Below are 14,221 nucleotides of genomic sequence, written 5' to 3' on the forward strand. Positions count from 1 at the left end.
GCTGCGAAACAAGGGTTGCGCAGCATGTTGGTGTGAGCAAGATTGCTGAAAATTGCTGTTGCAGCCATTTGCGCAATGGTAGAAATTTCTGAAAGCCCGCAAAAAGCCTCGCAGGCCTTGTCTGCGGGGTTTTTTTGTAAAAGCGTTTGCGGAAGCGCGATGTCAGGCATGTTTCTTATGCAGCGAAAAGTTTGCCTGTCTAAAAAATTAGTGCTGATCACTCATATGAAATGAATTCTATTTGATCGGGGAAAGTATGTCAGTTGTAAATTCTGTTCTTGAAGGTGTGGATGAATTCGTCTACTGGGCTGGTTCCATGTTCCGGAGTGCTGCTTCGGTATATTGCGAGCTGGAAACTACAGATGATGAGAGCACGCTGGTGGCCAAAGATGGATCCCTGATCAGTTTTATCCGGGTTGACGGCGCGAGATTTTTGGTCGGTACGGAAGAATTTGCGGTCATACACCGCTCACTGATGCAAGGTATTGAGGCTTTTTTTGGCACGGCCGGGCATCATATGCAAATCGTCTTTGGCTGTGATAAAGACTTTGTTGTGCGTGACATCCGTTATGCTTTGGAGGGCTCAAGGGAAACCGCCAGGAATTTGCAAATGGATGTGCAAGACATGTTCGATGCCAAAGTGGCTCATATGTCGCAGTACACTTCCCATGAGGAATGTTATCTGGTGGTGTGGACCCATGGTTCTTCCATGACCAAGGCAGAATCTGCCGCCGCTGCCAAAGAAAAAGTGCAGTTCAATAAAGAACACAGCATACCGGTTATGAAGCATAGCCAGTACCTGTTTGCTGCGATCCGCGAGTTGCGTGACAGGCATAGTTCTTTCAAGCGCTCAGTGAGGCTGGAACTGGAAACAGCAGGCCTGGATTGTGAAATCCTGGATGCGCACACGGCATTGCGAGTGGCGCGTATGTCCTACGATGCTGATTACACAGATGAATTGTGGAAACCCAGATTACTGGGCGACAAGATATCTCCACGTGCTTTTGAAAACCCACATCCACGTGATGTATCGGACATACTGTATCCACGCTTAGAACATCAGATCATGCCGCGTGATGCAGAAGAATTGAATGGCAAATGGTTGCGCATAGGTGACCGTATCATTGCGCCCGTCCACGTATATCTCTTCCCCAAAGATATCAACACCTTCCAAAGATTGTTTGCCCGCCTCCGCGAGGCAGATTTGCCATGGCGTTATTCCATGATGATGGAAGGCGGCGGTGTGCGCGGATTTGGCATGAAGTCAATGATCGCCGCCTTGATTTCCTTTGCCTCATCGAATAACAAGCTGGCCAATAATGCTGTGCAGGCATTGCAGAATTATCAGGACATGGAAGGCGGTACGGTCGTCAAGGTATCCATGTCGTTTGCCACCTGGGCTCCTGTTGGTGAGGAAAAACTGCTACGCAGCAGGGAGCAAAGGCTGGCACGTGCCATTGAAGGCTGGGGCGGTATAGAAGTATTCGACAAGAGTGGTGATCCCTTCGAAGGCGTTGCATCTACCCTGGTAGGATTTTCCACAAAGAATATGGGCACACCAGCCATTGCGCCTTTGCCTGACATCGTCTACATGATGCCTTTGCAGCGCCCGGCTTCTTCATGGAAAGAGGGTGCGGTATTATTCCGTTCGCCAGACGGCAAGCTCTGGCCTTATCAACCGGGCTCCAGTAAGCAGACTACCTGGATTGATATCATCTTTGCGAAACCGGGTTCAGGTAAGTCTGTCTTGTCGAACATGTTGAACTGGGCGATTTGCGTCATGCCTGGTTTGAAGCGCTTGCCCCGCATTTCCGTCATTGATATCGGCCCCTCATCGAGCGGTTTGATTTCTCTGGTCAAGGATGCCTTGCCACCCAATCTCAAGCATCTGGCCAATTATTTCCGTCTGCGCATGACGCCAGAATATGCGGTCAATCCTTTCGATACTCAGCTTGGTTATCATTATCCTATACCGCAAGAGCGTGCATTTCTGGTGAACTTGCTGACACTGTTGACCATGCCCATGGGTAAAACTGAGCCTTACGATGGTATGCCGGATATCTGCGGTATGGTCGTGGATGAGGCTTACCGCCTGTATTCGCCAGAGAAAAGTCCCAAACGTTATTCTGAACATCAGGATGAAAAAGTCGATGCAGCAGTCAGGTCATTGGGCTTGCATACTGACGAGATCACCACCTGGTGGGATATCACGGACGAATTGTTCAGGAACGGCATGGTGCATGAAGCCATCCTGGCACAGCGTTTTGCCGTACCGAACATGAATGACCTGACATCCGTAGTGCAAGATCAGTCTTTCAGGGACGTGTATACCAAACCGAAAACCGCAACTTCTGAAACCATCGTGGATGCATTTTCACGTATGATACAGTCGGTCTTGCGTGAATATCCGGTGCTGACGTCGACGACCAAGTTTGATATTGGTGACACCCGCATCGTGGCGATTGATCTGGATGAAGTTGCTAAATCTGGTGGTGCTGCTGCTGACCGCCGTACCGGTATCATGTATATGTTGGGGCAATTCATAGGCACACGTAACTTCTTCTTCAATGAGGAAAATTTGCAGGAATGCCGTTCCTTGTACAAGGCTTATCACAAGGGACGTGTTGATGAGATCAAGGAAGATCCGAAACGCGTGGTCTTCGATGAATTCCACAGGACTGAAAACTCACCTGTGGTGCGTGACCAGGTCCTGGTATATATGCGTGAGGGTCGTAAATGGGGCGTACAGGTTTGCCTGTTGTCGCAATCCATGAATGACTTTGATAAAGAGATGGTGGAGTTTGCGACGTCCATTTTTGTCCTTGATGGTGGTGACGCTGCCCAGGTTAAGGAAATTGGTGACCGCTTTGGTTTATCCAAAACAGCACGTCATGCGCTGGAATCTGGCCGGGTGCATCCACCCCGTTCTGGTGGTTCGACTTTCCTGGCGATTTTCTCGACCAAGAAACACAGGAACGAGCAATTGCTGACCAACACTGTCGGTCCTATGGAGTTGTGGGCTTTCTCAACGACGCGCAAAGATACTATTCTCAGGGACAAGTTGTACCGTGCCATTGGTTCATCCAAGGCCAGAAGGGTCTTGGCGGAGAATTACCCGGACGGCTCTGCCATGGATGAAATCGAACGCCGTGAACTAGCCAAAAAATCTGCGACTGGCATGATAGGTGAAGACGACGACACCAATATCATTGAAGGCATGGCTGAGGAATTGCTGAAATATTCTCACAAGAAAGATCTTGAAGAGAAAAAGCGGGCTGCGGCGCTGGTATAGGGAAAGTGTATATCCCCAGATGCTGAACTGAAGACGGGTGGCAAACATTGTTACCCGTCTTTGAGTGGCGTCACTAACAATGTCGCTTCATTGGCTTCATGAATGATATGAAGTCGCGGATTGTTGATCATGTCCATATCTGGTTCTCTGCACATTCATAACACTGCTAAACCCCCGCACTTGCTGAATTTCTTGTGAATTTCCCCACAAGCAATTGTTTTGTGAGCTTAAAGACGCAGCTATCTTTATTCTGATGACGTTGTTTGTTGCAGGAAGTTCAAAATCCCAAGCCCTGATCAAAATACTCTATTTAGACGCCGTAATTTCAACAAATTTTGAAAATATTTTATGCTATCATTGTCTTAAAGTTTTCCTATTATTTTGATTTTCATTCGTAGAAATGGAAATAAATAAGAAATTCCATTCCATCCTTGACATGGAGGTAGTGAAATTTCTTATATCGACAGGGCTTTAAACGATGCGCGTTCGCAACTCAGAGACTTCATCCATGAATCAGATCAAATTTGCTGTCAGCTTGTTAGTTGTTTCTGCAACCCTGGCTGGTTGCCAGACGAGAAATCCCAAAGTGGCGGAGGACCAGAAATCCCGTTTGTCCGAGACGGTGACCCTGCAGCAGCAATTGCTGTCAACCGCAGACTCGATAGAGCGCAACTCGCAATTGCTGGCAGAGGCAAGCAACACCCGTGCTGCGGTTGAAAAAGCTCAGTTATCGCCTGCGCAGCAGGTGAAAATGGACAAAGCGGCCAACACCAAAGAGCCTTATGGCATGACTGCGAAAATCAGTTTTGTCTGGGAAGCTGGACCGATACAGGAAGTGGCGCGCCAAATGGCGATACGCTCGGGCTATGAGTACATGCAACCTGAAGGCAGCGTTCCTTCGATACCTGTCATGGTAAAAATCAATGCCAGAGAACAGTCCATCGCTTCCATCTTGCGCGATGCTGGCTTACAAGCTGGCTCACGTGCAGATATCGTGGTAGACGAAGCAAGAAGAAAAGTGCTGGTTCGCTTCTTTGACTAATTTTGATAACGGGTCTTGTATGTTCAAAGTAAGTCAAATCATTGCCGCATCCATGGCTGTGTTGTGCGCTTCTACTGCCTTTGCCTACGATAGCAAAGGCGAACCTGTCACTGTGAATGTCAGTGCGGAAAATACGGCAAGAGATACTGCGGCGCCTTCAATGAGCGATTTTTCTGCAGAGAATATTGCCAAGGCCAAACGTAGCGAAGATGATCCATTCAAGGGCAGTGACATACGCGACCTGCGCGTGGCTGCTGTGCGTGAAGCTGCCTATGGTCTGGGCATACGTAATGGCCTGGTCGCCAGATCTATCCTGATTAAGGAATTTTTGTACCGTCACCGGTCAGAAATGGACAGGATATTCAACTTTGCACCACTCATGCTGGATTGCGGTAAAGAAGAAAAAAACCGTTATTCGCAAAAGCTGATTGCTGAGCGACCAAATGAAAACTGCGTCATGCAGCCACCGGTTATTTTGGGAGCAAAAAATCTCCTGAGTGACAAAGATGGCCAGGGTGACGTATTACGTTATTCCAAAGCCAGCTTCCGTATTAAAAAGCAGGCTCGCCTGATCACCACGATCCCTATCTGGGAAAATTATCTGGTTTTTGATGCGGGTGTGCCAGGTAACGATGTGCATCCCAGCTTGTTCCCCAAAAATGATGAAGAAAAACGGGTCTGGAACCAGGCTCTGGCTGAGGGCTGGGACAAAGGTGTAGATCAGGCAAATGCGATTTATCGTCAAAACCTGGCCATGTTGAACGAGGATTTTTCTGGCATGCAACGCTATCAGTATCTGTTGTTGCAAAACCTGGTCACCAAACCTTTTGTTTCACGTAACCGCCTGGGTGTTACGGGCAATGGCAAGACGGGCATATCCATTGATGATATTACGCTGACGATTACTGAGCGCCCTGAATTCAATTTGAATTCTAACGACTGGATGTTGTTCCCCAGCTTTTGATTGTGAGTTAATTATGTCCGCGCTTGTACAGCCCATTTCGCTCGCTCCCAAGTCAGCAAAGAATCAAGATGTGACGTTTGACCGCGAAGCAGTCGAAGCACGCTATGCATTCAAGGATGTACCGAATACTTTTGAGCAAAATTCTTTTCGTCGCTTGCTGCAGCATTGCCTGGATATTGGTGTTTCAGATATTTATCTGAAGACCGGTGATCCAGTCAAAGTGAGGGTGGGCAAGCCCATCTTCAAACTGACCAAGAGAAGCCTGGAAACCAGCGAACTCAATACTATCGTCACTGAAGTGTATGGCACCAATGGCCCATCCAAACTTGGTGGTGGTGAGGCTATCGATTATGCCTACGAATTGAAACTGGAAGGGCAACGCGGCGTTTCCGTACGCTTTCGTATGAATGCTACCGGTTGCCTATCACCTTCAGGCCCGGGTGTAGAAATCGTCATGCGTCCCTTGCAGGAAAATCCGCCTGAGATATCGGCCATGAAATTGCCGGACGATTTGATGGAGCAATTGTTTCCTGAAATTGGCCTGGTGCTGGTGACTGGCGAAACAGGGTCAGGCAAGACTACGCTGCTGGCAGCGATTATCCGCTACATACTGGAGCAGCCAGAATCAAATAAACGCATACTGACAGGCGAAGATCCCATCGAATTCGTGTTTGATAAATGCAAGCGCTATTCATCCATGGTAGCCCAGCATGAAATAGGCCGTCACTTGAAGTCATTTTCAGAATTTATCCGTAATGCGGTGCGGCGTGATCCGAATATTCTGATGGTGGGTGAAATGCGTGATCATGAAACCATCAATGCCGGCATCCAGGCAGCACAAGTGGGTAAAGCGGTGTATTCGACCCTGCACACCAACTCGGTAGGCCAGACCTGGAAGCGCATGGTCAACGTTTTCCCGCATGAAGAGCGGGTATCGAAGATGGTTGATCTGATTGATACTACCAAGGTCATCCTGACCCAGCGTCTGGTTGCGTCAACAGAAAAAAATGATGATGGTAACTTCAAGCGTATTGCCCTGCGTGAATTCCTGGTCTTCGATGATGAGGTGAAAACGCGTCTGATCGAGCAGGTTGGTGCCGATGTCAATATGCTGCCTTTCCTGACACATTCCATCGTCAAGGAAAGAAAACAATTACTGGTGGATGAAGCCCGTCGTTACTACCGCGAAGGGATGATTTCTGAGATTGAATACAAAAAATATGAAGTCAGTGCCAGTCAGGCAGAACGCATGCTGGGCAGTGACGGACCTCAATAAGGAATCGGGATGGCAAACAATATAGATGACGGCACCGCGAAGGTAATCTGGCGCGATTCTGCCAGGGAGTTACGGTTTTTAGGCATTAACTACGTGGCAGTTTTCCCGCTGGTGTTTTGGCTATTGCACGCCAATATGTTCACCTTTGTTACAGCCATAACGGTGATTGTCGCACTGACGATACTGGAGCGTTTCAAGTATTCGCCCATGGTAGTGTTTCGCCTGGTTCGCTGTTTTATCGGTGGCAAAGTCCGGTATGCGAAAAACTGGAATGAGATGAAACGTTATCGTAGTTAGCAACTGCTTTGAGACTCATGCGCTATATCGCGCGCATCCCGGATGATGGTTGGGTTTCAGTATCAAATAAGAATTTAATTGTTGTAGCACTGAGCTACTGGAGTGATTACTGATGAAATATCAACGTAATTTATTGAGCATCCTTGTTTCCAGCATTTTTGCCACTGGGCTTGCTGCATATGCGCCTGGTGCAATGGCTGGGTTTGAAGTTGTCAGCAATCCCAACACACCTTATGTCTATCAGATATCAGGTGCGCAGAGGAAAGTCGTCGATGTCCGTGAAGAACGCGTAGTTGGCGCAACAGCCAATACGCTGCATCATGGCCGTATCGACATGGATATGGTAATGATACCGGTTGCGGCAAACAAGGGTGTGGACATGCTCACCGGCTTGCGCGGCATCGTACCGGAAAGCCAGGGCTGGCGCGTGTTTGCACTGAAAGGCGTGAATCTCAGGAATAAAATTGAGTGGAATAGTGCCCAGACTTGGGTCATCGCCCTGGATGGTATGCTGCTCAAAAACCGCTTGATTGCTGACATCAATTGGGAAAACCGGGAAATTACCCTGGCTCCCATGTCGAACCGGGCTTATGCATCTCAGTTGTTCAGTCAGGGCAAAGATAAAAGCATCCTGCGTCATGTTACGGTAAGACAGCAATATGAAACCCCGGAACCGCTGATTGCCTTGCGCTTGCAGCCTGCGCAAGCAGCCATCACTGAAGCGCGTTCAGTACCGATTGCCACTATTGACGTGCCAGTACGTGCCTTGGGTGAGGTTGGTGACAGCCGCGGCAGCACGAACGTCGGTGTCCGGGTACCTGATGGTGCGATAGACAGCATGATCAGCCAGCGTGTAGAGCAAGCGACCAAAGCAAAAATGGCACAATTGGAAGCATTGGAAGCACAGTATCGCGAAAAGCTGGAGCAATTGAATGCCCGCAGCAAGCAAGTCAAGCCTGAGCCGTCATCCATACCGCAAGATGCGACGACTACCAAGCCAGTTGCGCAGCCTATCAGCTTTGATGATGGTGACAGCAAACCTGTGACTGCAGGAAAAATGGTAAGGGCCGATTACCGCCTGCCAATGCCTGCAGCTGGAGGCTATAGAATGAGCAAGATGGGTCTGTCCAATGCTGCGCTTGCAAGTGCGGATGAAGTTAAGCCCATAGTCAGAAAAGTCAAATTTGACGCTGCTGAAGCGCAAAGCACCTCATCTGTGATCGATAATAACGTCATCACTGAAGTGTCGACGACATCGGTCAACAATAATGTCGTTTCTTTCCCGGTACAGGCAAATGTCGAAGTAGTGGAAGCACCACGCACCAAATGGGAAATTTCACTGAATGATAAAACCTTGCGCAATGCACTATTGCGTCTGGCTTCCAAGAATGGTTACTCACTGTCTTACCAGACCAAGGACCAGGATATAAAAATGGGCGGCACCTTCTTTGGTACTTTTGACGGCGCCCTGCGTGAAATTGAAATTGCAACAGGCAAGCGCATCCGCCAAATCGAATCCAGATTGTTGGGACGATTGATTATCGTCACCGATTAAGTGCCAGAAGAGTAAACAAAAAAAGGCACCGCATAATAAGCGGTGCCTTTTTCTTTGGCCTGATGATTCAAATCGCAGAGCGATGTGCAAAGGTACGCCACAAATTACTGCGTGAAGCTTCGATTTCTTTGCGTTCTTCATGCAATTGATAGACCAAGCTCCGTATGCCATTCAAGTCACTTAATGGCAACGATTGCTGGCGAATTTTCTGTACCAATTTCAGCGACTCCAGGGTATCGAGTTCCAGTCCGTCATGGACAAGTATACCCAATACTTTCGCCGCAAATTCATCTTCCCAGACTTCTGCCGCATTGCCTATACGTTTGACGACAGTGGAAGTGACCGGGTCAAAAGACTCTTCTAGTCCGGCACTCATATGCTCAATAAAACATAATCTGTCCTTGACGCCATCTGATAGCGTGAACACGATTTTCTCATTGCCCTTATCTTTGATCAGGTAAAAGCACGCATTTTCAATTTCCATTTCTGATTCCTGTATTGGCTTGTTTTACTTCCTCTGCTTCCAGCTTCAAGTCATGATGGATAGGTGACAGGGCATTCAGTATTTCTCTGGCTTTTACGCCTATCTGCTGTATGTTTTTTTGCAAATGCTCTGAGCGTTCTTGTCTTGATATATCGAAAGCCAGTAAGCCAGCGATATTGATACTTAATTTTCTGAATGCTTCCAGTTCTTTGAGCAGTACCTGGTTTTCAGGCAATTGAAGAGACTCAGCTTTGATATTATTCGTATCAACACCTGTCAGTTTGGCTGCCATATCTACGCGGGCAGCCTGGGTATTCAGGCTGGTCAATTGTTTTTGTATTAAAAAGAGATTGCAACGTTCTACTGCACTGGCGTACTTGACGTCAAATGACTGTGGATTGCAGGCTGCATCTGAAGCAGAAAAATCAGGTTTACTGCCTGACTGTAAAAGTTGATTTAATTCTTCCAGTCTATTTTTCGCCATCACATCATCCTTCCTGATATCCAGGCCGCGGCCTTTGTTCAACATGGATGACAGATCATCCTGTGCTAATGCCCTGATGGCATCATCTCTGTAACAGCCTGCGTGGCCATCTTCATCGCGCCTTTGTTCCAGCGTGTGCAGAAAAAGTGTGTAGCTCAAGATGTCTTCCCTTCTTCCCTGGTCTGCAGAGATGCAGAGGGAGTAGCTAGCCATGCATCCAGGCTCAGCTCATATGCATGGAATAAATCAGCTTGTTGAATAATTTTAGATGACCATGCAGCTGGAAATACCAGCCATACGCCAAAGATCCGTAATAAACTCATGCATTGCAAGTCAATAAACCAGCCCGGCATATCTTGCAAGCTGACACCATACACTTCATTGATCTGCGTACTCAGACGTAGATCAAGGCCGCCGCCGAGCATGAAGGCTCTGATGACAAAAGCGAAGAACAGTGAGACATAGAAACCGGCCAGCATTTCAAAACGGTATGGTATGTCTTTTACGATGAGTAAAAGTACCGGCAATGCCAGCAACAGTCCACCAATTAAAAGATAGCTCAGCAACACCAGGCTGACGCGAGTCTTGGATGTCATCAAATTCCCCAGTTAACCGCGATGGCCAGACAAATCAGAGCGCTGCAGGTGCAGAGTTTCACGCGCAAATTCCACACTACTTCGCGAAAACTTTTCTCCGGCCCTTGAGCTTTTACATAGACCCGGTAATGTTGTGTCACATGGGTGATGATATAGATCATCAACGGGATGATGATGAGAGAGACCCTTCCCATTCTGCTGGCTTGTTCTATTAAATGGTAAGCCATGGCCAGGGCAAAGGTGGCACCGCTTAATCCCAGCAGGTAAGCCATCAAATGACGGTCATAGATACCGCCTGCCATCATGTAACTATGGTCTTCATTGGCAATGGTGGAAACTTCTAGCATGGAGGTCAGTCTTACTGCATACGCCATCACACCGAACATATACACCAGCAGAATCTGCGTTGCAAATAAAGGCAGCATGGTATCAAGCGTGCCTGCGACTGCTGGAATGAGGTAAAACAAAGGAAAGCTCAGGACATCCACCAGCCATACCTGACGCAATACCAGACCGTATATCAGGGACAAGACTGCCATGGCAATCACGAACCAGCTACTATGTATGCCCTTTGTGTACAGGCTGGCCAGTACTGCTGCCGTGATAAACAGGACGACCGCCAAACTGGCAATAACTTTCCAGTCGAAGCGCCTGGCCAGATGTCTTTCGGTTTCAGACAACAGGCGTACATTCTTTTTCAGGCTGATGGCCGTAACCAATAATTCTGAAGCGATGCCAGCCAGCAGGAAAGGAAAAAAGAACCAGAAAGAAATGGCGAGGTAATTTGCATCAAACAGCTTTCTCGCATAAAAAATGCCCATCAAGGCAAAAAAACCTGAGGCCCAATGTGGCCACCGAGCCAGTTTCCAATACTCCATTCGCTACCTCATTTGTTCTTTTACATAGTTTCAGGTCAGCGGCTTGCCAGCATGATGAATATGCCAGGGACAGCCATGGTTCCGCGCATTCAGCTGGTATGCCTGTATGCAGAAAAAAATATTCCCGTTTGATTATTTTTATTTAACTACTAGAGTTTAACTCAATATAAATACAAAATAAATCGCTTATGGAAAAGAATAATTGACGGGAAAATGCATTACTATTTCATCTGATAAGCAAATTTGCATTGATATGCAATGCAATATTGAAACTACCTTGGGGTTTGAGCTAACAAATGCGAAACAATGATATGTGGAAGATTTTTCTGAAAATTTCTGGAATTTTTTTGGTGTCAAGCTTGTTGTTTGCCTGTACAGATACGGGAAAATCCAAAGAATTGATGCAGGCAGCCATTGCGGCGCAGCCAGAGGACAAGAAAATTCTCGAATTTTTCATGTACACCTGCCCGCACTGCCGTGCCGTTGAACCCAATATCACCAGTTGGCAGACCAAGCAATCTATCTTGTTTCAACAAGGGATATATGTGTTTGAGCAGATACCCGCAATCTTTTCTGCCAATTGGCGCAGTGACAGCAAGGTAGGTGAAAGGGAAGCGGCCATCTACTATGCTTTGCGCAGGATGGGTTTGGAGCACCAGTTGCGCGCCAAGGTATTTGTCGCCATCCAGGACAAGAGCCTGAATGCAGGTGATCCTGACTCTATCAGAAGCTTTTTGCAAAAAGAAGCTGTTCCGGTAACGGAATTCATTACAACCATTAAAAGTGCGGAAGTAAAGGCCGATGTAAGCCGCGCTGAATTGCTGACCAAACAATATGGGATTTATTCCGTACCCGTTTTCATTTTGTTCAATCGCGCCATCATTTTGCCGCAAGAATATGCTGATAATCAGGCCGTCGAAGCTGCATTATTGAATCAGGTCAAAGAGTTCTACACAAAAAATGCCGGCAAGCCGACGGCATTTTAATCAGGTCTCAGGTCTGAATGATCGAAGTAATTTTGCGTCTGCTGCGCTCACGCAAAGAACATTCACGCAATTGATCGGCAAGTTTTTCCAGGTCGTCAATGCCGTAAACGCTGATTATTGGAGAGCTGGCATCGGATGACCTGAGTCTGATGCTGCTGTAGCCCGCCAGACGCATACCAAGCGGCTTGTAGACATCAAAATGCTCTATCGTGAATAATTCTACGCTTTCCATTAATTTCGACAGTACGCCATGTTCTATCTTGATGCGCTGAGTCGTGATGTGGTAAGTGACAGAGATGCTTTCCATCCAGTAATAAATAAATGCGATTCCCAAGGTGCAGATCACGGCCAGCCACTGCCATGCGCTGTAGATGGCGGCTGGGTGTCCCGAGTACAGCACACGCTCGGTTTCTGCCTCTTGTTCAACAGCAGCTGTTTTCAGATTGGAATTACAGAACCGGCATTTTAAGGCGCCGACTTTAATGGTTTCGCGGCATACCGGACATGGCATGCTCTGTTCGTTCAATTGCTCGCTCATTCATATCCTTTTTGTGTGCAGAAGAAGACCTGGTCAAACTGACCATGGCCTATCTTATTGGGTCATGCCGGGTCATAGGTTGAGATGAATGCAAGATTTCCGCGACTTAATCGCAATTTAATCTTCGTCTTCATATGGCGCAGGTATGCACGGATCCTTGTATTGTGCCGGAACAGGGACCGGCAAGGCAGGAATATTTGTGCTGGGAAGTAATTCAGGCAATGCCAGCACACAATTTTGCTCGGGATGCGTCACCTGTCCGTTTATCATGGTGTCGCCATGCTGCAGATGCCACAGCGCATGCAAACTCATTTCTTTGGTGTCGCGGCGGCCATCCGCATCCAGGTCAAGTATGCTGCCTGGCGTGATGTTGGGGTCTTTGAGATCGGGTGCACTGGCAGTATCACCTGGTTTGACCAAGCTCGTACTGGTATGCATATGAGTGGAATTTTTCATTTTTTCTGCGGACCTGCAGTTTTTTAGTAGCGCAGACTGCTTGTCATGCATTTGCGCAGCGTTTTCATTCATAAAACCCGATTTTTGCCATCAAAATGCTTAGACATAATTATCTTTTGGCAAGCCTTTACCTGGAAATTATTGACTATTATTTAGTAATACCTGGATTAGTTCAAGCTTGTTTTTGTATGCCATCATCCATTGTGATTACTTTTCACTCATCCTTTGCTATGCAAAGATGAATAAAAATTAGAGTTGTTAGTTAATATATTATTCTTGATTTTGTTACTTTTGTTTGTATAATCAATGACTTGATTTAATGAGATATTGAGGGATGGATATTGGAGCGTATCTCACTTTTATTTGCGAAATGAGCTCGAATGCAAGCACAAGCTTCTTGAGTTCGATACATGCGCCTCCGTATGAGCATATATTTCTGAACTTGAAGCGCCTGGTTTTGACTGCAGTGTTTTCTAAATGACTGAAAAGGTGGGGATTAATGTGGCGGTATGAGCTTGATATGGTTTCTTCCCTTGCCTCTGAAAGTGCGATTGCAGCACTCAGTGATGTGGGAAAGATTATTTCAAATAATGCCGGGACGCCCGATCCATTGGTATATTCAGGTTTATCTTATGCGACAGATATGTTGCGGGTTGCAGGATTTGTGGCGCCAACTGTATTTGCTAAGGAAGTTCAGCGCGCATTTTCGCAAGCCATACTGGGGGCGCGGGAAGTGCGGGCATTCAAGCGTGCACTGACGGTTTTGATCTCTTATTTAAGAGATGCTGTCCGGTTTGGTGCGGGGCCAACGCTATTTTTTTATGAAGAGGCTTTACTGCTCTCTGATGTTTCAGGCCGTTTGCCTCCAGCTTGTGGCAATTTCTTTGCCCCGTATATGTTTTGGGACATTGAAGATGACCTGAATAAAAGCGTCCGGGATGCTGATAATGCGCTGTCGCGCGAAGCTTATCAGGCTGCTTTACTGACTTTTTTGCGTAACAAGGACGTTGTTGACCTGGAGAGGTTTGTCCAAATGTTTGTGGCAATTGCGGTATCGAATGAGCGTGCCTGCAGCTACTCCTTGTGTCGCGTACTGGCAGCATTTTTTGCAGTGGTTACCAGCCGGGACGCTTTTCTTAACCAGGATGAGATGCAATTGTTTTCTATGGTAGACGGAGTGTTTTTTAAGCAGGCAGACCAGGGACATCTTCCCGAGCCCGTTTTCATATCCCGTCTTTTACATGTAATTGCCAAATCAACGGCAGATTTATCCGCGGTACGCGAAACACAGACGCATTTCAATCTGGAGGGTTTGCTATATGGGGCAGCGCTCGGGAGGCGCGAATCTATCCGTGCATGAGATGATCTTGTCA

14 protein-coding genes are annotated in these 14,221 nt (G+C 47.3%); 8 read left to right on the forward strand and 6 right to left on the reverse strand.

What is annotated here, in order from left to right:
• Nucleotides 1–256 precede the first annotated feature (256 nt).
• The 6 genes from AC07OI_RS16410 (at nt 257) to AC07OI_RS16435 (ending at nt 8,426) form a co-directional block, all read left to right on the forward strand.
• Complete coding sequence (locus tag AC07OI_RS16410) at nt 257–3,292, forward strand: putative type IV secretion/conjugal transfer ATPase (protein ID WP_492704737.1); 3,036 nt, start codon at nt 257–259, stop codon at nt 3,290–3,292.
• A gap of 508 nt (nt 3,293–3,800) precedes the next feature.
• Nucleotides 3,801–4,334, forward strand: coding sequence for a DotD/TraH family lipoprotein (locus AC07OI_RS16415; RefSeq protein WP_492704738.1), 534 nt, complete (start codon nt 3,801–3,803; stop codon nt 4,332–4,334).
• 19 nt (nt 4,335–4,353) lie between these two features.
• Nucleotides 4,354–5,298: a type IV secretory system conjugative DNA transfer family protein gene (locus tag AC07OI_RS16420; RefSeq protein ID WP_492704739.1), complete on the forward strand. Its 945-nt coding sequence runs from the start codon at nt 4,354–4,356 to the stop codon at nt 5,296–5,298.
• A 13-nt stretch (nt 5,299–5,311) separates the two neighbouring features.
• The gene (locus AC07OI_RS16425; RefSeq protein ID WP_492704740.1) at nt 5,312–6,574 is read left to right on the forward strand and encodes a type IV pilus twitching motility protein PilT; all 1,263 of its coding nucleotides are present in this window, start codon (nt 5,312–5,314) and stop codon (nt 6,572–6,574) included.
• Nucleotides 6,575–6,583: 9 nt separating this feature from the next.
• On the forward strand, nt 6,584–6,871 hold the full coding sequence (icmT, locus tag AC07OI_RS16430; RefSeq protein ID WP_492704741.1) for an IcmT/TraK family protein: 288 nt from the start codon (nt 6,584–6,586) through the stop codon (nt 6,869–6,871).
• A gap of 112 nt (nt 6,872–6,983) precedes the next feature.
• The gene (locus tag AC07OI_RS16435) at nt 6,984–8,426 is read left to right on the forward strand and encodes a hypothetical protein (RefSeq protein WP_495257953.1); all 1,443 of its coding nucleotides are present in this window, start codon (nt 6,984–6,986) and stop codon (nt 8,424–8,426) included.
• A gap of 67 nt (nt 8,427–8,493) precedes the next feature.
• On the opposite strand, the gene AC07OI_RS16440 is transcribed toward AC07OI_RS16435, so the two are convergent.
• Genes AC07OI_RS16440 through AC07OI_RS16455 form a run of 4 tightly spaced genes read right to left on the reverse strand, consistent with a single transcriptional unit; the run spans nt 8,494 to nt 10,868 of the window.
• Nucleotides 8,494–8,910 carry a hypothetical protein gene (locus tag AC07OI_RS16440; protein WP_492704743.1) on the reverse strand — a complete coding sequence of 139 codons (417 nt, stop codon included), beginning with the start codon at nt 8,908–8,910 and terminating at the stop codon, nt 8,494–8,496.
• Nucleotides 8,900–9,553, reverse strand: coding sequence for a hypothetical protein (locus tag AC07OI_RS16445; RefSeq protein ID WP_495257954.1), 654 nt, complete (start codon nt 9,551–9,553; stop codon nt 8,900–8,902). Before AC07OI_RS16445 ends, AC07OI_RS16440 begins: the two co-directional genes overlap by 11 nt.
• Nucleotides 9,550–9,990, reverse strand: a complete 441-nt coding sequence (locus AC07OI_RS16450) for a hypothetical protein (protein ID WP_495257955.1) — start codon at nt 9,988–9,990, stop codon at nt 9,550–9,552. Before AC07OI_RS16450 ends, AC07OI_RS16445 begins: the two co-directional genes overlap by 4 nt.
• Complete coding sequence (locus AC07OI_RS16455; protein WP_495257956.1) at nt 9,990–10,868, reverse strand: UbiA prenyltransferase family protein; 879 nt, start codon at nt 10,866–10,868, stop codon at nt 9,990–9,992. Before AC07OI_RS16455 ends, AC07OI_RS16450 begins: the two co-directional genes overlap by 1 nt.
• 350 nt (nt 10,869–11,218) lie before the next feature.
• On the opposite strand from AC07OI_RS16455, the gene AC07OI_RS16460 reads away from it, so the two are divergent.
• A complete protein-coding gene (locus AC07OI_RS16460; protein ID WP_495257957.1) occupies nt 11,219–11,854 on the forward strand; it encodes a DsbA family protein in 636 nt (211 codons plus the stop codon).
• A gap of 7 nt (nt 11,855–11,861) precedes the next feature.
• On the opposite strand, the gene AC07OI_RS16465 is transcribed toward AC07OI_RS16460, so the two are convergent.
• Both AC07OI_RS16465 and AC07OI_RS16470 read right to left on the reverse strand, forming a co-directional pair.
• Entirely contained in the window at nt 11,862–12,392 is a 531-nt protein-coding gene (locus AC07OI_RS16465) for a PH domain-containing protein (protein WP_492704748.1), read from the reverse strand.
• Between the two features lie 117 nt (nt 12,393–12,509).
• Entirely contained in the window at nt 12,510–12,848 is a 339-nt protein-coding gene (locus tag AC07OI_RS16470) for a hypothetical protein (protein WP_495257958.1), read from the reverse strand.
• Between the two features lie 520 nt (nt 12,849–13,368).
• On the opposite strand from AC07OI_RS16470, the gene AC07OI_RS16475 reads away from it, so the two are divergent.
• Nucleotides 13,369–14,208 carry a FimL-related protein gene (locus AC07OI_RS16475; protein ID WP_495257959.1) on the forward strand — a complete coding sequence of 280 codons (840 nt, stop codon included), beginning with the start codon at nt 13,369–13,371 and terminating at the stop codon, nt 14,206–14,208.
• Nucleotides 14,209–14,221 lie beyond the last annotated feature (13 nt).

Source organism: Undibacterium sp. GW821-FHT07F11, from assembly GCF_059418665.1.

Coding starts and splice junctions, on each gene's coding strand:
- AC07OI_RS16465 (WP_492704748.1), bottom strand. CDS start 12,392: ATGAGCGAGCAATTGAACGAACAGAGCATGCCATGTCCGGTATGCCGC.
- AC07OI_RS16470 (WP_495257958.1), bottom strand. CDS start 12,848: ATGAAAAATTCCACTCATATGCATACCAGTACGAGCTTGGTCAAACCA.
- AC07OI_RS16450 (WP_495257955.1), bottom strand. CDS start 9,990: ATGACATCCAAGACTCGCGTCAGCCTGGTGTTGCTGAGCTATCTTTTA.
- AC07OI_RS16475 (WP_495257959.1), top strand. CDS start 13,369: ATGGTTTCTTCCCTTGCCTCTGAAAGTGCGATTGCAGCACTCAGTGAT.
- AC07OI_RS16425 (WP_492704740.1), top strand. CDS start 5,312: ATGTCCGCGCTTGTACAGCCCATTTCGCTCGCTCCCAAGTCAGCAAAG.
- AC07OI_RS16415 (WP_492704738.1), top strand. CDS start 3,801: ATGAATCAGATCAAATTTGCTGTCAGCTTGTTAGTTGTTTCTGCAACC.
- AC07OI_RS16455 (WP_495257956.1), bottom strand. CDS start 10,868: ATGGAGTATTGGAAACTGGCTCGGTGGCCACATTGGGCCTCAGGTTTT.
- AC07OI_RS16420 (WP_492704739.1), top strand. CDS start 4,354: ATGTTCAAAGTAAGTCAAATCATTGCCGCATCCATGGCTGTGTTGTGC.
- AC07OI_RS16440 (WP_492704743.1), bottom strand. CDS start 8,910: ATGGAAATTGAAAATGCGTGCTTTTACCTGATCAAAGATAAGGGCAAT.
- AC07OI_RS16410 (WP_492704737.1), top strand. CDS start 257: ATGTCAGTTGTAAATTCTGTTCTTGAAGGTGTGGATGAATTCGTCTAC.
- icmT (WP_492704741.1), top strand. CDS start 6,584: ATGGCAAACAATATAGATGACGGCACCGCGAAGGTAATCTGGCGCGAT.
- AC07OI_RS16435 (WP_495257953.1), top strand. CDS start 6,984: ATGAAATATCAACGTAATTTATTGAGCATCCTTGTTTCCAGCATTTTT.